At 68.9% G+C, this 22134-nt stretch carries 13 protein-coding genes; 5 read left to right on the top strand and 8 right to left on the bottom strand.

Annotation, left to right across the window (positions count from 1 at the left end):
- Window positions 1–82: 82 nt before the first annotated feature.
- Both CD928_RS18075 and argJ read left to right on the top strand, forming a co-directional pair.
- A complete protein-coding gene (locus CD928_RS18075; protein ID WP_095388481.1) occupies window positions 83–1516 on the top strand; it encodes an aldehyde dehydrogenase family protein in 1434 nt (477 codons plus the stop codon).
- A gap of 174 nt (window positions 1517–1690) precedes the next feature.
- Window positions 1691–2917 (top strand): bifunctional glutamate N-acetyltransferase/amino-acid acetyltransferase ArgJ, encoded by a 1227-nt coding sequence (gene argJ, locus CD928_RS18070; RefSeq protein ID WP_095388480.1) that lies wholly within the window; start codon window positions 1691–1693, stop codon window positions 2915–2917.
- A gap of 49 nt (window positions 2918–2966) precedes the next feature.
- Here the strand turns inward: argJ and trxA are convergent, their stop codons facing one another.
- The 7 genes from trxA to CD928_RS18035 form a co-directional block, all read right to left on the bottom strand.
- On the bottom strand, window positions 2967–3287 hold the full coding sequence (gene trxA, locus CD928_RS18065) for a thioredoxin TrxA (protein WP_095388678.1): 321 nt from the start codon (window positions 3285–3287) through the stop codon (window positions 2967–2969).
- A gap of 35 nt (window positions 3288–3322) precedes the next feature.
- Window positions 3323–6907 carry a UvrD-helicase domain-containing protein gene (locus CD928_RS18060; RefSeq protein WP_095388479.1) on the bottom strand — a complete coding sequence of 1195 codons (3585 nt, stop codon included), beginning with the start codon at window positions 6905–6907 and terminating at the stop codon, window positions 3323–3325.
- A complete protein-coding gene (addB, locus tag CD928_RS18055; protein WP_255247237.1) occupies window positions 6904–9870 on the bottom strand; it encodes a double-strand break repair protein AddB in 2967 nt (988 codons plus the stop codon). The genes CD928_RS18060 and addB overlap by 4 nt, the downstream gene beginning before the upstream one ends.
- A 91-nt stretch (window positions 9871–9961) precedes the next feature.
- Window positions 9962–10681: a nucleotidyltransferase family protein gene (locus CD928_RS18050; RefSeq protein WP_255247236.1), complete on the bottom strand. Its 720-nt coding sequence runs from the start codon at window positions 10679–10681 to the stop codon at window positions 9962–9964.
- Window positions 10678–11679, bottom strand: coding sequence for an aminoglycoside phosphotransferase family protein (locus tag CD928_RS18045; protein ID WP_095388476.1), 1002 nt, complete (start codon window positions 11677–11679; stop codon window positions 10678–10680). Before CD928_RS18045 ends, CD928_RS18050 begins: the two co-directional genes overlap by 4 nt.
- Window positions 11664–12116, bottom strand: a complete 453-nt coding sequence (gene tsaE, locus CD928_RS18040; protein ID WP_095388475.1) for a tRNA (adenosine(37)-N6)-threonylcarbamoyltransferase complex ATPase subunit type 1 TsaE — start codon at window positions 12114–12116, stop codon at window positions 11664–11666. Before tsaE ends, CD928_RS18045 begins: the two co-directional genes overlap by 16 nt.
- On the bottom strand, window positions 12113–14470 hold the full coding sequence (locus CD928_RS18035; RefSeq protein ID WP_095388474.1) for a PAS domain-containing sensor histidine kinase: 2358 nt from the start codon (window positions 14468–14470) through the stop codon (window positions 12113–12115). The genes tsaE and CD928_RS18035 overlap by 4 nt, the downstream gene beginning before the upstream one ends.
- A 334-nt stretch (window positions 14471–14804) precedes the next feature.
- On the opposite strand from CD928_RS18035, the gene CD928_RS18030 reads away from it, so the two are divergent.
- The 3 genes from CD928_RS18030 (at window position 14805) to CD928_RS18020 (ending at window position 20420) form a co-directional block, all read left to right on the top strand.
- Window positions 14805–17948: a TonB-dependent receptor gene (locus CD928_RS18030; RefSeq protein ID WP_095388473.1), complete on the top strand. Its 3144-nt coding sequence runs from the start codon at window positions 14805–14807 to the stop codon at window positions 17946–17948.
- Window positions 17949–18028: 80 nt separating this feature from the next.
- Complete coding sequence (locus tag CD928_RS18025) at window positions 18029–18814, top strand: hypothetical protein (protein WP_095388472.1); 786 nt, start codon at window positions 18029–18031, stop codon at window positions 18812–18814.
- A gap of 10 nt (window positions 18815–18824) precedes the next feature.
- Window positions 18825–20420 (top strand): sulfotransferase, encoded by a 1596-nt coding sequence (locus tag CD928_RS18020; protein WP_176473628.1) that lies wholly within the window; start codon window positions 18825–18827, stop codon window positions 20418–20420.
- Between the two features lie 56 nt (window positions 20421–20476).
- Here the strand turns inward: CD928_RS18020 and ahcY are convergent, their stop codons facing one another.
- Complete coding sequence (gene ahcY, locus CD928_RS18015; protein WP_095388470.1) at window positions 20477–21883, bottom strand: adenosylhomocysteinase; 1407 nt, start codon at window positions 21881–21883, stop codon at window positions 20477–20479.
- Window positions 21884–22134: the final 251 nt, after the last annotated feature.

The raw sequence follows: 22134 nt of genomic DNA, 5'->3' as shown, positions 1-22134 counted from the left end.
CGCGCCCGCCCGCGCTTGATTCATTCGCGCCAGTGCTTAGGTAGCAAAGCGAGACGTATTTCACGCCGATGGGAGAAACGACATGAGCACCGAACAGCATCTCAAGCAGAATTTCATCGGCGGCCAGTGGGTCGACAGCAAGGGCGGCAAGGAACATCAGGTCATCAACCCGGCGACCGAAGAACCCGCTTCGACGATCGTCCTCGGCACCGCGGCCGATGTCGACGATGCCGTCGCCGCGGCGAAGGAAGCGTTCAAGAGCTGGTCGCAGACCACGCGCGAGCAGCGGCTCGAGGTGCTGGGTCGGATCGTCGAGGAATATAAGAAGCGCGGCGCCGATCTTGCCAAGTCGATGGCGGCCGAAATGGGCGCGCCGGTCAGCTTCGCGGGCACCGCGCAGGTCGGCGCCGGTATCGGCGGCTTCATGGGCACGATCGCGGCGCTCAAGGATTTCGCCTTCAGCGAACAGCATGGCGCGAACAAGGTCGTCTACGAACCGATCGGCGTCGTCGGCATGATCACGCCGTGGAACTGGCCGCTCAACCAGATCGCATTGAAGGTCGCGCCGGCGCTCGCCGCGGGCAACACGATGGTCCTGAAGCCGTCGGAGGAATGCCCCGGCAACGCTACGATCTTCGCCGAGATCCTCGACGCCGCTGGCGTGCCGCCGGGCGTCTTCAACCTCGTCCAGGGCGACGGGCCGACCGTCGGAAACGCGATCTCGGCTCACCCGGGGATCGAGATGGTGAGCTTCACCGGCTCGACCCGCGCCGGCATCCTCGTCGCCAAGGCGGCCGCCGATACCGTCAAGCGCGTCCATCAGGAGCTTGGCGGCAAGTCGCCGAACATCGTCCTGCCCGACGCCGACCTCGAAGCGGTGCTGCCGCCGACGGTGCAGGGCGTGCTGGTCAACACCGGCCAGAGCTGCATCGCCCCGACCCGCATCCTCGTCCACAAGGATCGCGAGAACGAAGCGGTCGGCGTGATCAAGGCGATGTTCGACGGCACGCAGGTCGGCGACCCGATGGCCGAGGGCGGCCATATCGGCCCCGTCGTCAACAAGGCGCAGTTCGACAAGATCCAGGGCCTGATCCAGTCGGCGATCGACGAAGGCGCGACGCTGGAAACCGGCGGCACCGGCCTGCCGTCGAACGTCAACCGCGGCTATTATATCAAGCCGACGGTCTTTTCGGGCGTGACCCCCGACATGCGGATCGCCAGGGAAGAGATCTTCGGCCCCGTCGCGACCGTGATGGCTTATGACGATCTCGATCAGGCGGTCGATATCGCCAACGACACCGAATATGGCCTCTCCGCCGTCGTCTCGGGCGACCCCGCCAAGGCGGCCGAGGTCGCGCCGAAGCTGCGCGCCGGCATGGTCGCGGTCAACGCGTGGGGCCCCGGCCCGGGCGCGCCCTTCGGCGGCTACAAGGCGTCGGGCAACGGCCGCGAAGGCGGGCTGTTCGGCCTCAAGGACTTCATGGAAGTCAAGGCGATCAGCGGGATACCGGCGTAAGCGACTCACGCCCTCCCCTTCGGGGGAGGGCAGCGAGACTTGCCAGCTTGCTGGCTTAGTCACAGCGGGTGGGGTCCATCGGCCTTGCGCAAGGGCTCAAAACCCCACCCCAACCCCTTCCCTGAAGGGGAGGGGCTTTTGCTGCGAGCCAGCACCCGCTAAACGCACCGCACCATGACCACGCGCTCGCCTCTCGCCCCCGCATCCTTCCCCGTCCTCCCCGACATCGCCGGGGTCACCCTCCGCGTCGCGCGCGCGCGCTACAAGGAATGGGACCGCTGCGACCTCACCTATGTCGAACTGGCGCCGGGCACCGCGGTCGCGGGCGTGTTCACGCGCAATATCTGCTGCTCGTCGGAGGTCGAACTCGGCCGCGAGCAGGTAAAGGGGGGCAAGGGCCGCGCGCTGATCGTCAACGCCGGCAACAGCAACGCCTTCACCGGCTATCGCGGGCGCGAGGCGGTCGAACAGATCATGGGGCAGGTCGCCGAACATCTCGGCTGCGCGCCGCAAGAGGTCTTCGTCAGCTCGACCGGCGTCATCGGCGTGCCCCTGCCCAAGGACAAGGCGCGCGAGGGCGTCGCGACGGCGCTGACCGCGCCCCCCTGTTCGTGGGAGGCGGCGGCCGAGACGATCGGCACGACCGATACCTTCGCCAAAGGCTCCGCCGCGAGCGCCGTCATCGGCGACCGGAGCGTCCAGGTCGCGGGGATCGTCAAAGGATCGGGAATGATCGCCCCCGACATGGCGACGATGCTCGGCTATATCTTCACCGACGCGGCGGTCGCGCCGGCGCTGCTCCAGGAGATGCTGACCAAGGCGACCGGCGGAACGTTCAACAGCATCACCGTCGACAGCGACACCTCGACCAGCGACACGGTGCTGCTCTTCGCGACGGGCCAGGCGGGCAATCCTGTCCTCGCCTCATGGGACGATACCGGCGCCGACGCGCTCTATGCCGCGGTTCGCGAGGTCGCGCTCGACCTCGCGCATCAGGTGGTGCGCGATGGCGAGGGCGCGTCGAAATTCATCGAGGTACAGGTAACGGGCGCGGTCAGCGACGACAGCGCGAAGCGCGTCGCGCTCGCCATCGCCAATTCGCCGCTGGTCAAGACCGCGATCGCGGGCGAGGACGCCAATTGGGGCCGCGTGGTGATGGCAGTGGGCAAGGCCGGCGAACCCGCCGACCGCGACAAGCTCGCGATCCGTTTCGGCGATCATTGGGTGGCGAAGGAGGGCCTGCCGGTCGACGGCTATGACGAGGCGCCGGTCGCAGCGCATCTCAAAAACCTCGAAATCCGCATCGGCGCCGACCTTGGTCTCGGCGAAGGCCGCGCGACGGTGTGGACGTGCGACCTGACGCACGGCTACATCAGCATCAACGCCGATTATCGGAGCTGAGCTTTATATAAACCGTCGCCCCCGCGTTCGCGGGGGCGACGGTTGGAAATCAGAGCACCCCTTCGAGCCAGCCTTTGAGCGCGCTCTTCGGCGCCGCGCCGACCTTGGTTTCGGCGATCTCGCCATTCTTGAACAGGATCATCGTCGGGATGCCGCGGACGCCATATTTGGCGGGGGCGTTGGGGTGATCGTCGATGTTGAGCTTGGCGATCACCACCTTGCCGTCCAATTCGTCCGAAATCTCCTCGAGCGCCGGGCCGATCATCTTGCACGGGCCGCACCATTCGGCCCAGAAATCGACGAGGACCGGCGTGTCGCTGTCGAGCACATCGGCCTGGAAGCTGTCGTCGGTGATCGCTTTGGTACCCATCATCTTCACTCCTGAATTCCCTCTTGGAGCCCAAGCTAAGCAGTCGGCGGCCCCGGCTCAAGTCCCGCCGGCGGCAAATTCGCCTTGGTCGCTATCAAGGCGGGCTTGTTTGCGACGAGAATGTCATCGTCCAGAAGGATCAGCCTGGGCCCCGCGGTATAGAGCAGCGCCGCCTCGACCAGCCGCCCCGGGAAGATGACGCCGAGCGCGTCGCGGTAGGCCGCCATTTGCCGCAGATAGGCGGGCGCGACGTCGGCGGCCCCGTCCGGCACCTGCCGGCCGGTCTTGTAGTCGATCACCGTCACCGCATCCCCCGTGACGAGCAGCCGGTCGACGATCCCCGCCACGACCAGCCCGCCGTCGACGACCGCCGACAAGGGCACTTCGGCGAGGCTGCCGGGGCCGAACAGCGCCGCGTGCGCCGGGTCGTCCAGAACCGCCAGAACCTCGTCGACCATCGCCGCGCGCGCCGCGTCGTCCAGCGCCGGGGCCTGCGCGCCCAGCCAGCGCAGCGCCGCCGCGCGGCGCTTTTCCGCCGCGACCGGCGGCAGTCGCTCGAACAGCGCGTGGAGCAACAGCCCGCGCGTCACCGCCGCTACGCGCGCCGTCCCCTGCGGCGGCACGGCGACATCGTCCTCGCCTAGCGCCGAGGGCGCGAGCGGGCGCGGCGGGCGCGCCTCCTCGGGCGCCGGCGCGTGCGCCCAGGCCGGCGGCACGAGCGGCGGCGGCGCGGCCCTCGCCGCCTTTTCGCGGCGCGCCCATTTGCCGGCGTTGGCGCGGTGGACGCGGCGGCGGCCCCACATCGGGCCCGCCTCCTCCCATTCGCTGCCCATGCCCGACAGCACGTCCTCGACGGCGGCGTGCCAGCTCGTTTCGGGGATGCTGCGGTCGGGCTTCTTCGTCACCCCCGCGACGACCAATATCTCCTCGGCGCGCGTCATCGCGACGTAGAACAGCCGCCAATGCTCCTGGGCGGCCGCCAGCGCTTCCTTTTGATAGGCCTCGGCGATCGCCCCGTGCCGTTCGTCGGCGGGCAGTGCGAAGACGGGGAGCTTCTCCCACCCCGCGACGTCGACGCGGAACGGCCGGTGGCCGATCGCCGCATCGTCGGTCGCGTCGGCGAGGATGACGATCGGCGCCTGCAGTCCCTTCGACCCGTGCACCGTCATCACCCGCACGACGTCGCTGCGCGCCTCGGTCTGGCGCTTGATGTCGGCGCCGCTTCCCGACACGGCGGTCAAGAAGCCGAGCAGCGACACCGTCTCGCGCGTCTCGAACGCGAGCGCCTGGTTCAGAAGCTCGTCGATCGGGTCGCGCGCCTCGCGCCCCAGCCGCGCATAGAGCTTGCGCCGCGCGTCGATCGGCCCCGACAGCACCGTCTCCAGAAAGCGAAAGGGCGTGGTGAAATCGGCCATGCCGAGCAGGTGACGCAAGGCCTCCATCGCCGCCGCCGGAACATCGCCTTCGGTGCCGCGCAGATGCTCCCAGATCGCCGCGCGGCCGCGCTTGTGGGTCCGCTCGTAAAGCTCGTCCTGCGTCCAGCCGATCAGCGGCGAGACGAGCAGCGCGGCGAGGTTCAGATCGTCGAGCGGCTGCACCGCGAAGCGCATCGCCGCCATCAGATCCTGCACCGCCAGCGGCTGGGTCAGCGCGAAGCGGTCGACCCCCGCGACGGGGACATGCAGCGCCTGGAGCCGCGCGACGATCCGCGCCGCGAGGTCGCGCCGCCGCCGGACGAGGATCATGATATCGCCCGGCGCGACCGGCCGCCCGTCCTTGCCGTTCAGCGTCCAGTCCCGTACCTCGTCGGCGATCGCCCGCGCCAGTCGCATCGAGGCGGGGTCGGACGCCGGGGCGGTGCTGTCGCCGCTCTCTTCCTCGCCCGCATCCTCGGCTTCGGCGTCGAGCGCCTTACCGACCGGCAGCGGCGCCCACAGCTCGACCTGCCCCGCTTGCGCGTCGCGGAACGGCCGGTGCGGCGGCTCGTCGCCGTCGAGGCCCATCAGCCCGGTTCCTCCCGCCTCCAGCCAGGCGTCCGCGACCTGCAAAACAGCGGGGGTCGAGCGGTAATTGGAAACGAGATCGACCTCTTGCAGGGGATTCGGGGTCTCCCCGGCAAGCAATTTGAACAGCGTCTTTGCGTCGGCGAAGGCGCCCGGATCGGTGCCCTGAAAGCCGAAGATCGCCTGCTTGCGGTCGCCGACGGTGAACAGCGTGCGGATGCGCTCGTCCTTCGCTCCGGCACCCGCGAAAAATTCCTCGGCGAGCGACAGGACGATCCCCCACTGGCGCATATTGGTGTCCTGCGCCTCGTCGACCAATATATGGTCGGTGCGCTGGTCGAGCTTGAAGCGCACCCATTCGCCGAACTGACTGACGCGCAGCAGCGCGCCCGCAAGGCTGATCAGATCGTCGAAATCGGCGAGCCCCGCCTCGCGCTTGGCGAGCGCATAGGCTTCGGCGAAACGGCTGCCGAGCTTCCACGCCGCCGCGAGCTCGTCGGCGACGCGCATCGCGGTGGCGGTGCCGAGCATTGTCTGCGCCGCCTCGACGATCCGGGTCGCCTCATCGAGGCAATCCTGCATCTTTCCCTTGTCGCCCGCGAAATCGGCGCGCAGCTCGCCCTTGCCGGTCACGAAGCAGGCGATGAGCTCGCCGAGCATCGCGGCGCGCGCATCGGGGTCGCCCATCAGCCAGCCGACCATCACGTCGGAGCAGGCGAGCCCGGTCTTCGTTCCCCACGCCGCCCCGCTCGCCGCGACCGCCTTGATATCGGCGTCGGCGATCGCCCCCGCCGCCACTTGCTCGCGGACCCACGCGTCGGCGTCGCCGGCGGGCAGGTCGAACGCCGCGCGCAGATCGTGCGCCGCGGGCGGCAACAGCGCGCGCGGGCCGCCGAACGCCGCGGCGCAGCGCGAGAGGAAGGCCAGTGCCGCATCGGGGCCCAGCCGCCGCGACAGCATCGCCGCGGCGTCGTTCAGTCCGGTTTCTCCCCCCCTCCTCTTCAGAGGAGGGGCAGCGAGACTTGGTTCGGCGAAGCTGGGCCTAGTCGCAGCGGGGTGGTGTCCCACACCGGCGTCCACCACCCCAAACCCCTCCTCTGAAGAGGAGGGGCTTAGCAAAGCGCCCAGCACCGCTCGCTTGAGCGCCTCCGCCTCGTCCTCCTCGATGGCGCGAAAGCCGGGCAGCAATTTCGCTTCGAGCGGAAAGCTCGCGAGCAGCGTCTGGCAGAAGCTGTGGATCGTCTGCACCCGGATCGCGCCGCCCGGGCTGTCGATCACCGTGGCGAACAGCGACCGCGCGCGCGCCATCAGCCCCGGCTGGTCCCATTCGAGCCCCAGCGCGCGCAGATCGAGCCGCAGGTCGCCGTCGTCCATCCGCACCCAGGCGGCAAGCCGTTCGTGAATGCGGTGCGCCATCTCGGCGGCGCCCGCCTTGGTGAAGGTGATGCAGAGGATCGCCTCCGGCGACACGCCGCCCAGCATCAGCCGCAGCACGCGCGCCGAGAGCACCTGCGTCTTGCCCGTCCCCGCCGAGGCGCCGAGCCAGACATGGCTTTCGGGGTCGGCGGCGGCGCCCTGCCGCGGGTCGAGCGTCGCGAGGGTGGCGGGCTTGCTCATCGCTCGCCCTCCCCGCGCCCGAACCATTCGTCGCGGCGCATCAGCTGATCATAATCGCCATAGCCCGCCGCCTCGCCGGGCACGAAGGGCGCGTCGCCGAGCAGGAAGCGCCCGGCGAGGTCGGTCAGCGCGTCGGCAGCGTGGCCGATCGCTTCCCCCGCGCTCTTCAACCCGCTGCGCGGCCCGTAGCTGTTCGAGATTTTCCCCGCCCCATCGGCGCGGCGGTCGGGGCGCAGGCTCCAATATTCGAGCGCGCCGACCTCGGCCGCCGCGACGCCCTCGACCCCGCCCGCCTGCGCGATCAGGCCGAGCAGGCCGAGCTGGTTATCGAGCTTGTCGAACGCCGCCTTGGCGCTCGGCGCGCCGCCCGACTTATAGTCGACGATGGCGAGGCGACCCTCGGTGTCGCGGTCGATACGGTCGGCCTTTCCGTGCAGCGCGATGCCGCCCGCCGCCATCTCGCCGCGCATCTCGACCCCGACGGGCACGCGTCCCTCGGCTCCGGTCACCTGCGCCGCCGCCCAGCGCAGCGCGGGCTCGACGCGCGGTAGCCAGAAAGCGCGGTCGAGCGCATCGAGCGCCGGGTCGGCGGCGAGCGCGGCGAGTTCGGCCTCGAACCCGTCCGCCGTCGCGCCGCCGCGCACCCAATCCTCGAACAATTGATGCACCCGCGTACCGCGCCAGCGCGGATCGGGCGCGGCGCTCAGCGGGTCGAGCGCCGACAGGCCGAGCATCGCGTTCGCATAATAGGCAAAGGGATCGCGCGCGAGGCGGTCGACAGCGGTGACGCTGATCTTGCGCGGGCGATCGGCGGCGGGCGGGCGGGGCGCGGGCCGCGGCGCCGGCTGTGGATCCCCCGGCGGCGCGTCGAGTTCGGCCGCGAGCCGGGTCAGCGGCACCCCGCCCGGTCGCGGCTCGGGCAGATCGCCCGCCAGCGCCGCGAGCCGCAGCCAGAAGCGCGAGGCGACCGCTGGGTCGCCCCCACTGCGCTCGGCGCGCGTCACCACGATGTCGCCCGCGCCGAGCGCGCCCGCGAAATCATGCGCCGCCATTCCCTGCTGCCGCTCGGGCGCGGGCAGCCCGAGCAGACGGCGGATGCCGGGCGCGAGCCACGGGTCGGGCTTGGTCGCGGCGGGCCAGCGCCCCTCGTCGAGCCCGCCCAAAATCATCCGGTCGGCGCGCTGCAGCCGCGCTTCGAGCAGCCCCCAGATGAAGAGGCGCGGATGGCCGCCATAGGGCGGACGCACGCTGGCCTGCGCGAGCAATTGCCCGAGCATCGCGGGAAAGTCGGCCGGGTCGACGAGCGCCGGCCCGTCGCCGCGCGCGAGCGCCCATTGGTCGAACAGCTCGGCGAGCATCCGCCCCGCCGGGCCCGCCCAGACGGCATCGCCGGCGAGCGTTTCAAGCCCCGTCTGCAGCGAGGCGAGCAGGATCGCAGGCGGCGTCGGTCCTGACGCGAAGGGCGCGAGCGCCGCGCCCAGCGTGCCTGTCACCTCGTCCCACCACGGCCGGAGTTGCACCGTCAGCCCGTGCCCCCGCGCCTTGGGGTCGGCGGCGCGCTCCGCAATGCGCGCGCTCACCCCGTCCCAGCCGGGCCGCAGCCCCGGCTCGCGCAGGGTCAGGTCGAACCGTCGGACCTGGTCGAGCCACGCGCTCCGCCCCTCGCCCTTGCGGACCAGCGGATGGCCGAGCAGCGACACCAGCGCGACCGGATCGAAATCGGCGGCCAGCTCGGCGAGGAGCAACAGCAGCGCCCCCGGCGGCGTGCGCGACAGGGGCTGGCCCGCGCTGTCGTCGACCGAAATGCCCCAGCGCGCGAGCGCCGCCGCGACGCGCTCGGCAAGGCCGCGGTCGGGGGTGACGAGCGCCGCCGTGCGTCCCGGCGTTTCGACCGCCTCGCGCATCAGCAGCGCGATCCCCTGCGCCTCCTGCCCGTCGTCGGCGAAGACCGCGCCCGAAATTCCCGCGGTCGCCGCCGACAGGTCGCCCGCCACCTGCCACTGCGCGGTATAGTCGGCGGGCGCGAAGAGCAGCGAGACGAAGGGCGTGCGCGCCGCGGGCCCGTCATACTCCGACGTCGCGTCCCACAGGATCACCTCGTCGCGGCTGGCGCCCATGCGATCGAGCAGCAGCTTCAGATGATATTGCGGATGGGTTTCCAGCGGACGCGCCGGATTTTCAGGATCGGGCCGCGTCGGGCCGAGCGCCTCCCATTCGTCCGTCCCCATCCCCTGGTCGAGCCCCGGCAGCACGACCATGCCGCGATCGAGACCGGCGACCGTCCGCAGCAGCCGCGCGATCGCGGGCGCCGCGGTGGTGATCCCCGCCGCGACGGTGAAGCGCGCGGGCGGGGCGCCGCGCCATCCCGCCGCGACCCGGTCGAGCAGGCGGCCGCGCCGCTCGGCACGGTCGATGCTGCCGGTGCGCGCCAGCACCGCGGGCCAATGATCGACGAGGAGCCGCAGCCGTCCGAGCGACGCCTGCCAATGGCCGGCGAAGGCGCCGAGGTCGAGGTCGACCAGCGCCGCGGGCCGAACCTCTTCATAATGGAGCTGGTCGATCACACGCGCGAGCCCGTCGGCGAGCTGGAACGCCGCGGCGCCCGCGACCGGCGCCTCGCCGTCGGGGGTGTGGCGCTCGATCAGTTCGGCGAGCAGCAGGCGGCGGCGCAGCGGGTCGATCGCGGGCGGAATCGGATCGTCGTCAAGCCCGTCGAGCGCGAGCGCCACCGACTCGTCGAGGTCGGCGTCGCCGATCACCGCGAGCCGCGGCATCAGCAGCCCCCTGCCCCCGGCGCGCACGAACGCCGCCTGCACCGCGCTGCGCGCGCGATTGCTCGGCAGCAGGATCAACCCCTCGGCGAGCCCCAGCGCGCCGTCGGCAAAGCGCGCGATCAGCCCCGCGGCGAGCGCGTCGGCGAACGCCCGGTGGACCGGGATGGAGGTGAGGGTGGGTTTTGTCATGGCCTCCGTCATTGCGAGCGAAGCGAAGCAATCCAGAGCGGTTTACGCAACTCTGGATTGCTTCGCTTCGCTCGCAATGACGAAAATAACATCAAATCCCGCCCAACGCCGCTTCGGTCGGCGCGATGCTCGCCGGCGTTCCGACATCGAACCATTGGCCCATGTGCGACACGCCATAGAGCCGCCCGGCCGCGATCGCGCGGTCCCACAATATGTTGGTCGAAAAGGGCCCCTCGGGCGCGCCTTCCAACAGCCGGGGGGAAATCAGCTGAATCCCGGTATAGACGAAGGGCGCGATCCGCCCCGCCTTGCGCCGCGTCAGTCGCCCCGCGCCGTCCATGTGGAAATCGCCCTTGCCGCCGTGCCCGCTCGCGCTCGCCTGGCGGACCAGCAGCAGCAGCGCATCCATCCGCGCGCCGTCCCAGTGGCGCGCGAGATGGCGGATGCTGTCCTCGGGTCCGTCGGTCCAGATATTGTCGCTGTTGACGATCAGGATCGGGTCACCGGTCAGCAGCGGCAGTGCCTTGACCATCCCGCCGCCGGTTTCGAGGAGCTGACCGCGCTCGTCGGAGATCGCGATGCTGAACGGCCGCTTCTGCGCCGCGAGATGCGCCTCGAGCGCGTCGGCAAGATAATGGACGTTGACGACGACATGGCCGACGCCCGCCGCCGCGATCCGGTCGAGGCTGTGGTCGATCAGGGCCTTGCCCGCGACACGCACCAGCGGCTTGGGCCGCGTCGCGGTCAGCGGCCGCATCCGCTTGCCGAGCCCCGCCGCCATCACCATCGCACTGTCGATCTTCGCGCTCACGCCCCCTTCTCCACCCAAAGCTCCGCCCGTTTCGAAGCCGGGACATTGGCGTCGAACCATTGCCGGACGGCGACAAGCGCGGGGTGCGCGAGGTCGCGTTCGAGCAGCCCCCACATGCGCGGCTGGAACTGGCGGTATCCGGGCTTGCCGTCGCGCTTCCACAGGCGGACGAAGACGCCCAGGATACGCGTGTTGCGCTGCGCGGCGAGCGCCCAATAGGCGCGCCGGTACGCCTCCCCCTGCCCTGCCGCGGCGACATAGCGATCGAACATCGCCGCCTCGACCCCCGGCGACACGTCGCGCCGCGCATCCTCGAGCACCGAGGCGAGGTCGTAGGCGGGATGGCCGACCAGCGCGTCCTGGAAATCGAGCAGCCCGAAATGCGCGATCCCGTCCTTGCCCTTCACCAGCATGATATTCTCGGCGTGGAAATCGCGCAGCACGGTGACGCGCGGCAATCCGTCTGCTTCGACCGGCGCCAGCGCCGCTTCCCACGCCGCCCGGAAAGCGTCGCGGTCGACGTCGAGATCCACCGCCGGGCAATACCAGTCGGTGAAGAGCATCACCTCCTCGAGCCATTGCTCGATTCCGTGGACCGGCAGCCCCGCCATCGGCGGCCGCGCGTGCAGATGGACGAGGAGGTCGGTCACCCCCGCATAATATCGCTCCTCGGCGTCGGGCGCCGCGTCGAGCGTCTCGCGTAGCCGCACGTCGCCGAAATCCTCGATCAGCAGCAGCCCGAGGTCGAGGTCGCGCGCGATGATCGCCGGCGCGGTCAGCCCCTGCGCGCAGAGGAATTCGGCGACCGCCACGAAGGGTCGCGGATCCTCGTGCGGCGGCGGCGCGTCCATCAGCACCGCCTGCCGGCCCTTGCCCACGACCCGGAAATAGCGGCGGAACGAGGCGTCGCCGGTGAGCGGAAGGATCTGGGCATCGCCCCAGCCATGCGCGGCGAGAAAGGCGGGCGCATGGGCGGGCGGAATCATCGGAGCGACCATCGCGCTTCCCAAGCGGGCGGCACATCGGCTGTCAAGACGCGCGCGGCGCCGCTCCCCGAAATCGTCAGCGCCAGCGCGTCGGGCCAGCGCGCACCCCCCAGCCGTTCGGGCCATTCTATCAGCAGCGCACCGTCGTACAGATAATCGTCGAGGCCGAGCTCGATCAGCTCGTCCTCGTCCTCGATCCGGTAGAGATCGACATGCGCGATCGCGAGGTCGACCTCGGGCGGCGCATAGGGCTGGACGATCGCGAAGGTCGGGCTGGGCGCCTCGCCCGCAAGGCCCCGCGCCTTCAGCATCGCGCGCGCCAGCGTCGTCTTCCCCGCGCCGAGGTCGCCCGACAACAGCACCACGTCGCCCGGCGCGAGCGCCAAGCCGATCGCACCGCCGATCCGGTCGGCGTCGGACAGGTCATAGTCGCACGAAAAGTCGCTCATGCCCCGCGCGGCAGGCTGACACGCACCAGCGTCCCCTGGCCCTTCTCGCTCAGCACCTCCATCGTGCCGCCGTGCGCGGCGACGAGCTGGCGCGCGAGGGCGAGGCCGATGCCACCGCTCGGCGTTCCCGCCTGCTGCCCCCGCGTCACCGCGGCGACCGCCTCGGGCATGCCGGGGCCGTTGTCCGAGACGACGATGTCGACCCCGCGCGCATCGCCCTCGGCGTGGAGGAGCACCCGCCCGCCGGTCCGCCGCGTCGGCGCGGTGAAACGCACCGCATTGTCGAGCAGCCCGGCGACGAGCCGCGACAGCCGCGGCGCGTCGCCCTCGATCGTGCCGAGTTCGGCGGAGATGTTGTCGACCAGCTCGATCCCTTCGGCGTCGGCGAGCGGCCGCGCATCGGCCAGCGCCTGCCCCAGCAGCGCGCGCACGTCGACCGGCGCGCGCTCGATCGCGAGCGTCCCCGCCTCGCCCTGCGCGAGGTCGAGCACATTGTCGATCTGGCGCCCGAGCACCGCGACCGAATCCATGATCGCATCGACATAGCCTTGCTGCTGGTCGCCGAGCTTGCCGGCATAGCCCGCCTGCAGCATCTCGCCATAACCGCCGATCGAGGTCAGCGGCGTACGCAGTTCATAGCTCATCCGCGACAGGAAGGCGGTCTTGACCTTGTCGGCCGCCTCCAGCGCCTCGTTGCGTTCGCGGAGCGCGCTTTCGATCCGCCGGCTGTCGGTGACGTCGAGCATGATGAGGAGCGCATTGCCGTCGGGCAGCGGGATCGAGGCGAAATCGAAATGGCGCCCGTCGCCGAAGCGGATCTGCCCGGCGCGCTGCGTGCGCTCGAGCGTCGCGGCGCGGATCACCTCCTGCACGATGCTGATCTGGTTCGGCTTCGCCAGCCGGTCGGCGAGCCCGCTCATCAGCGCGTCGACACGCGGATGCGCGGCGAGCGTCGGCTCGTCGACACCCCACAGCCGGCGGAAACGCTGGTTCCACAGGTGAAGCCGGCCGTCGGGGGCGAAGACCGCGATCGCCTCGAACAGATTGTCGAAGGTCGCGGTGCGGACGCGCAGCAGCGTGTCGCGCGCGCCCGCGAGCTGTACCTGCTCGGTGCGATCCTCGGCGATCAACAGCAGCCCGCCGTCGGGGCTCGGCTGCGCGACGAGGCGCAGATGCGTGCCGTCGCGCAGAAGCCAGTCCTCCTCGCTCGCCCGCGGCAGCGCGAACCAGCCGACGTGCGCCTCGCGCCATTGGGGATAGTCGCGTACCTCGGGCACCCGCCCCTTTTCGCGCCACGCGTCGAGCAGCCGCGCGAAGGGCGTCGCCTCGGCCACCGCGTCGGCATCGACCTCGAACAGCCGCCGGAAGGGCTGGTTGGCGAAGACGAGACCCTGATCGGGGCCGAACTGCGCGACCGCCGCCGACAGTCGGTCGAGCAGCTCGCGCTGGGTGTCGGCGAAACGCCGATGCACCCCGCGCTCGCTTTCGAGTTCCTGCACGTCGATCGCATAGCCCGCGACCCCGATCGCGCCGCCGCCCTCGGGCGCCAGCGGCACATCGACGACGCGCATGATGCGCCGTTCGCCCTCGATCGTCACCGGCACCGTCCGCATCTGCGCCCCGCCCGCGGCGCGCGCCTGGTCGGCGGCGTCGGCCGCGCTCATGCCCGCGACCGGCTCGCACAGCTCGACCCCCTCGTCGATCACCGCCGCCGCGCTGCCCGCCTCGACCGCGCGGACATAGGCACGGTTGACGAGCGCGAGGCGCAGGTCGGTGTCGCGGAACCACATCGGAAAGGGCGCCGCCTCGATCAACCCCGACAACGCCTCGAACGCCGCCATCGCCTCGTTACGCTCGCGGCGCATGTCGGCGAGCGCCTGCTCGCCGTCGGTCGCGTCGCTCAGCCACAAGAGCACGCTGCCCGGCCCGCCGACCGCAACCGGCGCCGCGGCGCCCTGGATCACCAGAGTGCGGCTGCCGCCCTGCGGCCGCAGGCTCAGCGTGAAAGGCCGCGCACCGCGCTGCGCCCCGAGGATCGCCTGGCGCAGCGCCTCGATCCCGTCGGCGTCGAGCCCCTGCTCGATCCCCGCGAGCTCGTCGAAGTTGCGCGGGCCCCGGTCGAGCCCCAGCCAACGGCCGAGCCGCTCGCTCGCCTCGATCCGCCAATCGCCGCGCACGACGACCGGCAGATAGGGCGACGCCTCGACCAGGCTCGCGAGCCGTTCGGTCTGCGCCGCGACGTAGGCCGAGCGCCGTTGCATCGCGATCCCGCGCCCCACCGCCCACAGCCCCGCGAGCAGCCACAGCGCCGCGAACAGGCCCAGCGCGAACACCGCCCCCGGGGGTTGCGTCATCGGCGTCGCGCCCGAACCGGCGGGAAGACAGGCTGTCGTGCAATGGACATATGCTCGCCCTATCGACAGTCATGGAGCGATTCAATCGTTCGGCGCAGCGCCGCCGAAGCGGCCGGTCGCAGCTGGACGCCGCTTGGTCGACTGCGACAGTTCGGCCACAACCGCTTCCCGAAAGGATCGGGCGCCGCCTTAACCCGCTTGACTTGCAGACAAAGCTTTGGAACGCTCGTCGTCATGGCAAGTCCCAGGGCGCCAAGACGCCCGAAGGAGTTGACGTTTTGGTAAGGCCAAATGGGCAAATGCGGCCTTGAATAAAAACCGGGGAAACATCGATATGAAGGATATGAAGAGCGCCGCGCCGCGTCTGCGCCGGAATCTGGGTTTGGCGAGCGTGTCGGCGATGGCCGTGATGCTCGCGACGCCGGCCTTTGCACAATCGGACGACACCGCGCAGGATGACGAAGCGGTCGCCGCACCGACACCCGCCAGCCCCGAGGATTCGATCGTCGTCACGGGCTCGCGCATCAGCACCCGGACGCCGTTCAACAGTCCCGACCCGATCACCGTCATCGATCCGGGCATCGCGCAGCAGGAAGGCAAGTTCGATCTTGCCTCGACACTGCAGAGCTCGCCGGTCGCTGCGGGTTCGACCCAGATCACCGCCGCGATTTCGTCGAACTTCGTCACCAATGGCGGGCCCGGCGCGCAGACGATCGACCTTCGCGGCCTCGGCCCGAACCGCACGCTGGTGCTGCTCAACGGCCGCCGTGCCGGTCCCGCGGGCACGCGCGGCGGCGTGTCGTCGTTCGACCTCAACGTGCTGCCGGCCTCGATCGCGGGCAGCGTCGAAATCCTCAAGACCGGCGCATCGTCGGTCTATGGCTCCGATGCAGTCGCGGGCGTGGTCAACATCAAGACCAAGACCGACGTCGACGGGCTGGAGGTCAATCTCAACACTTCGGTGCCGTTCGACAGCGGCGGCGAGGAATATCGCGCCAATGCGGTGTGGGGCAAGACCTTCAGCCGCGGTCACATCATGCTCGCCGCCGATTACACCCACGTCAAGGAACTGAACCGCGGCGACCGCAGCTATCTGGCGTGTCCCGAAGCCTATACCTTCCGCGAGGATGGCAGCCGCGCCGACCTGATCGACCCGCGCACCGGCAAGCCGAAGTGCGAGGATCTGCCCTGGGGCCATGTCTGGACCTATGACCTGATCGGCAACATGCGGCTCGACGGGCCGGGCGGCCCGAACACCGGCATCAACACGGCGCCCACCGGCGTTGCGCTGATCCAGTATCAGTATCCGGGCGAAACGCTGGGCATTCCCGCCTTTGGCGCACCGTCCAACGGACTGGATCTCGGCACCCCGGCGGGCTGGTTCCCGGTCGGTTACACCACCGACACGCTGGCGGTGCAGAATAATTATCATCCCTTCTACGAAGAAGCGACGATCATCCCCAAGACGACGCTGATCACCGCCTATGCCGAAGGCTCCTTCGAGCTGTCGGACGAGGTCGAGGCGTTCGGCGAGTTCCTGTTCAACCGCCGCAAGACCTATCAGAACGGATTCCGCCAGTTCTGGAACTTCGGCTATACCGGCGATCTCTACGGCACCGGGACGAACACCAATATCTGGGCGCCGGGCTGGTCGGGCGTCAACCTCGTCAGCCCCACCGGAATCACCAACCACGCCGACAACAGCCAGAAGGTCGATTATTATCGCGGCGTCTTCGGCCTGCGCGGCGAGGCGCCCGACGACGGGAGCTTCTTCGGCGGCTGGCGCTGGGAAGTCTACGGCCAGTACAGCAAGAGCATCGGCCGCTATCGCAGCGAACAGATTCTTCAGGACGTCTACGACACCGGCCTCGCCCAGGGCACGCAGTTCGCGGGTTCGTGCGTCGGCACCGTCACGCCGATCTCGGGCAAGCAGTGCATCGACCTGCCGTGGATGGACCCCTATTTCCTGCGCGGCGAGATGACGCCCGAACAGGTCGATTTCCTGTTCGACTGGGAAGAAGGCAAGACCGTCTACACCCAAAAGACGGTCGAAGGGACGGTATCGGGCAAGCTGTTCGACCTGCCCGCCGGCCCGGTCGCGATCGCGCTCGGCTTCAACGGCCGCGAGGACCGGATCAACGACGTACCGGGTGAGATCACCCGTGCCGGCAACGCCTGGGGTTCGTCGGCGGCAGGGATCACCGCGGGCAAAAGCTTCACCAAGGAAGCGTTCGGCGAAATCAACATCCCGATCTTCGCCAACAAGCCCTTCTTCGACGAGCTGACGCTGTCGGCCGCCGCGCGTGTCACCAGCGTCAAGTCGACCCGCAAGTCGGACGGCGTGTCGGACAGCGACAATGGCAACTGGACCTATAAGCTGGGCCTCAACTGGGCGGTGAACGACTGGCTGCGCTTCCGCGGCAGCTATGGCACCTCGTTCCGCGCTCCGGCGCTGTTCGAGCAGTTCCTGGCCAATGAAACCAGCTTCCCGAGCGCACGGAACATCGACCCCTGCGTCAACTGGCAGCAAGGCCTCAACGACGGCTCGACGACGCAGCGCGTCGCCGACAATTGCACCGCCGACGGCATTCCCGGCAACTATAATGGCGGCAGCATCACTGCCACCGCCTTTTCGCAGGGCGGCCTGGGTCAGTTGCGGTCGGAAACCTCGCGCGCGTGGGTGGCCGGCGGCATCCTGACGCCGAAGTTCGACTTCCTTCCCGACACGACGATCAATCTCGCGGTCGATTATTTCGACATCCGAGTGAAGAGCGAAATCACCCAGCTCGGCGCAGCCAATATCGTCTTCGGCTGCTACGATTCGGAAGATTTCGCGAACGAGCCGCTGTGCAACCTGTTCACGCGCGGTCAGCCCGCCGACCCGCTGGCGATCGCGGAAGTCTATGACCAATATGTCAACATCGCGAGCCAGCGGAACAGCGGCGTCGACGTCGAGCTCAACGTGCGCCACGACCTCGGCAAACTCGGCCGCCTGTCGTTCACCGCGGGGATGACCTGGCAGACCAAGGATGATTTCCAGCTGCTCCCCAATTCGGTGCCCAGCTCGACGAACGGCGAAGCCGGTTCGCCGCAATGGGTCGGTGATTTCCGCGCCACCTGGGAAAGCGGCGGCGGCTTCACCTTCTTCTACGGGATGAACGTCATCGGCGGCACGTCGGACATCGGCGACTTCCTGCGCCGCAACGGTGACGATCCGTGCATCGATTCGTCGCTGCGCGGTCGCTATTGCCCGAAGCTGACGGCGCCGGCGACCTTCTATCACAACGTCTCGATCTCGCAGGAGATCGCCGACCGGTTCGAGATCACCTTCGGCATCGCCAACCTGTTCGACACCCGCCCGCCGCGCGTGTCGGTACTGAACGGCGGCCAGATTTCGACGCTCGGGCCGGTGATCGTGGCGTCGCAATATCCGTTCACGGGGCGTCGCGCCTTCCTGAACATCTCGAGCAAATTCTGATCGATTTGACAGACGGCGGGACGGGGCGGCATGGCAACATGCCGCCCCGTTTCATTTGATCGAAGGGAGCCCGCCGGGCCATGCCAACCGTCCGCGTCCAAGCCGATACGCTCGACGACGAAAATCGCCGCTTTGCGCAAATGCCGCTGCGCCAGCCGGTATTCCTGAACAGCGTGCCGAAAAGCGGCAGTCACTTGCTGCGCAATATCCTGCGCATGTTCGTGCCGGTCGAACAGCAATACGGCCGCGACTTCATCCAATGGGCCAATCTGCCGCAGCATCGCGCCGCGTTCGATCCGACGCGCCCGATGCTGAGCTGGGGCCATCTGTTCCTCGCCGACGCGTCGGCGATCGAGACCGCGCCGGCGCGCCGCATCCTCCTCTATCGCGACCCGTATGACTGGGTGATCGCGCGCGCGCGCTTTTTCATTTCCGAACAGTTCGCCGGCAATATGGATCATCTGAAATCGGGCGCGTTGACCGCCGACGAGCTGCTGACGATGATGATCTTCGGCCTCCCCGCCAAGGCGCCGTCGCTCCGCGACATCTATGAGATGAACGCGGCCGCCTGGCTGGGTGCGCGAGTCCATGTCGTGACCTATGAGGACATGGTGCGTCACGTCGGCGCGCTCGACACGCCCGATGCCGACGCCTTTTTCGGTGCCCTGCTCGACGCCTGCGGGATCGAGCGCCCCGGCGACTGGCGCGAGCGGATTCGCGTCGGGTCGGATCGCAAGCAAAGCGGAACCGCGCGCGAGAATCTGACCGGCATCGGCATCGAACTTCCCGATACGCTCGGCCCGCGCCACCGCGCGCTCGTCGATTATCAGGCCCCGGGGCTGCGCGCGCTGCTCGGCTATGATTGAGGGGGACCGAATGCCATCGTCCAACCGCCGGCAGGGTGATGTCGTCGCCTATTCGCTGCTCGCCAAGGCAGACGAACTGATCGCTGCCGGCCGCTACGAGGAAGCGGCCCAGCGGGCCATCGAACATCTGCGCCGCAACCCCGACGAACCGCAGGGACTCGCGACGCTCGGCAGGATCGCGGTCCTGCTTGGCGCGCTCGGCCAGGCCGAGCATTTCCTGCGCGCCGCACTCGCCAAGGGCGGCGACAGCCGGGCGCTCCGCCACCAGCTTGCCTCGGTTCTCGAACAGCAGGAGCGACTAGCCGAGGCCGAAGCCATGTTGACGGCACTCGAGGAAGGCGACCCGGATACCGAGCTGCCGGCCGCCCGCGCGCATATCCTCGAAAAACTCGGGCGGGTGGACGAAGCGCGGACGATCCAGCAGCGGCTGACCGAGACCGAGCCCGGCAAGCCCGCCAACTGGGTCGCGCTCGGGCACAGTCTGCGCGCTGCCGGCGACTCCACCGCCGCCGCCGCCGCCTATCGGAAGGCGGCCGCGCTCGACTATGAATATGGCGAAGCCTGGTGGAGCCTCGCCAGCATCAAGCGCAAGCTGCTCAGCGACGCCGACATCGCCGAGATTCGCCGAGGGATCGCCGTCGCGGTCGATGTGCGCAACAGCGCACCGCTGCATTTTGCGCTCGCGCGCGCGCTCCACGATCGCGAACAATATGCCGAGGCGTTTCGTCATTATGCCGAGGCGAATCGCCAACGCGCCGACAGCATCGGCTACGATGCGCGCGAACTGACCGCCGAAGTCACCGAAATCGAGCAGTCGATCGGCCCGGCCTTCTTCGATGTATTACCCGCCGCATCGCTCGGCGACAGCGTGCCGGTGTTCATCGTCAGCCTGCCACGCTCGGGCTCGACCCTGCTCGAACAGATGCTCGGTAGCCATCGCGATATCGAATCCGTCGGCGAACTCGCCTACGCCCCGGCGATCCTGCGCGGCGCGATCGAGATGGCGACGCGGCGCGGCCCCGTCACCGTGCCGCAGCTCATTGCCGGCATCGGCCCCGATCAGGCAGCGGCGATGGGCGAGGACTATCTCCGCCGCGCGGCGTTGCACCGCAGGACCGGCAAGCGTTATTTCGTCGACAAGCTCCCGCACAACTGGAGCAACATCCTGTTCCTGCGCAAGATATTGCCGCAAGCGAAGTTCCTCGACATCCGCCGCCCGGCGATGGACTGCTGCTTCTCCAACTTCACCCAGAATTTCTCGCGCGCGCACGGCGCATCCTTCGCGCTCACCGACATCGGGCAATGCTATGTCGATTATGTGCGGCTGATGACGCATCTCGGTCGCGTCGCGCCGGGGCTCGTCCACCACATCGACTATGCGGCATTGGTCGCCGATCCCGAATCGCAGCTACGCCCGGCGCTCACGCACCTCGGGCTCGGCTGGGACCCGGCGATCCTCGAATTCCACAAGCTCGACCGCGTCGTCCGCACCCCGTCGAGCGAGCAGGTCCGCCGCCCGCTCAACCGCGACGGGATGGAGGTCTGGCGCCCCTATGCCGAATGGCTGGGGCCGCTGCGCGACGCGCTGGGGGATCTGGCCGAATAGAAAGGGCGCCGGAAAGCTCCGGCGCCCTCGTTCGATCCGCGCTGCGCGAACCGCGCTCAGTAACGATAATGATCGGGCTTGAAGGGCCCCTCGACCGGCACGCCGATATAATCGGCCTGCTTCTGGGTCAGCTTGCTCAATTTCACGCCCAGCTTCTCAAGGTGCAGCGCCGCGACCTTCTCGTCGAGGTGCTTGGGCAGGACATAGACGTCGTTGCCGTAATTCTCGCCCTTGGTGAACAGTTCGATCTGCGCGAGCACCTGGTTGGTGAAGCTCGACGACATCACGAACGACGGGTGGCCGGTCGCGCAGCCGAGGTTCACGAGGCGGCCCTTGGCGAGGACGATGATTTCCTTGCCGTCGGGGAACTGGACGAGATCGGTGCCGGGCTTCACCTCGGTCCACTTGTAATTGGCGAGCGCCGCGATCTGGATCTCGCTGTCGAAGTGGCCGATGTTGCAGACGATCGCCATCGGCTTCATCGCCGCCATATGCTCGGCGGTGATGACGTCGGCGTTGCCGGTCGCGGTGCAGAAGATGTCGGCGCGCTGCACCGCTTCGTCCATCGTCACGACCTCATAGCCTTCCATCGCCGCCTGCAGCGCGCAGATCGGGTCGATCTCGGTCACGAGCACGCGTGCGCCGCCGTTGCGAAGCGACGCCGCCGAGCCCTTGCCGACGTCGCCGAAGCCCGCGACCGCGGCGACCTTGCCCGCCAGCATCACGTCGGTTGCACGGCGGATCGCGTCGACAAGCGATTCCTTGCAGCCATAGAGGTTGTCGAACTTCGACTTGGTGACGCTGTCGTTGACGTTGATCGCCGGGAAGGGCAACTCGCCCTTCTTCGCGATCTCGTAGAGGCGGTGCACGCCCGTTGTCGTTTCCTCCGACACGCCCTTCAGCGCCTTGACGGTCTTGGTCAGATAGCCGGGGTTCGCCGCGACGAACGCCTTCAGCGCGCGCTGGAACTCGATTTCTTCCTCATTCTCGGGCGCGGGCAGCGTCGCGCCGGCCTCGATCTTCGCGCCCCACAGCGCGAACATGGTGGCGTCGCCGCCGTCGTCGAGAATGATGTTCGACGTCGTGTCGCCCCAGTCGAAGATGCGGCCGACATAGTCCCAATAATCGGCGAGGCTCTCGCCCTTCACCGCGAAGACCGGCGTGCCGCCCGCGGCGATCGCGGCGGCGGCATGATCCTGGGTCGAGAAGATGTTGCACGTCGCCCAGCGCACCTCGGCGCCGAGCGCCTTCAGCGTCTCGATCAGCACCGCGGTCTGGATCGTCATGTGGAGCGAACCGGTGATGCGGGCGCCCTTCAGCGGCTGCGCCGCGCCATATTCGGCACGCAGCGCCATCAGGCCGGGCATTTCGGTTTCGGCGATCGCGATTTCCTTGCGGCCGAAGTCGGCGAGGGCGATGTCGGCGATCACATAGTCACGGGTATCGGCGGCGAGCGTGGCCACGGGCGTTTCTCCTGTCAGGCGGGCGCGGACGCGCGGTCGCGGCGGCGCAATTATGTTGCGCGCCCTAGCCCAAAGCGCGCTCGGGATCAAATATAAACTATTCTTTATATCGCAAGGGAAGCGCGGTCCGCCGGATTGGAAAACGGAATCCCGGATCCCGAATCGCAGGCGCGAATCACCAGCCGCCGGAGGCGGCGGCGGCGAATAAAATTTCGGCCGCGCCGATTGTGACAATCCGCGCGCCGTCATTG

This window comes from Sphingopyxis sp. GW247-27LB, assembly GCF_002277025.1.
Lineage (GTDB): Bacteria > Pseudomonadota > Alphaproteobacteria > Sphingomonadales > Sphingomonadaceae > Sphingopyxis.
The sequence above is the reverse complement of the archived record's forward strand: the minus strand, read 5'-3'. Positions and strand labels throughout refer to the sequence as shown.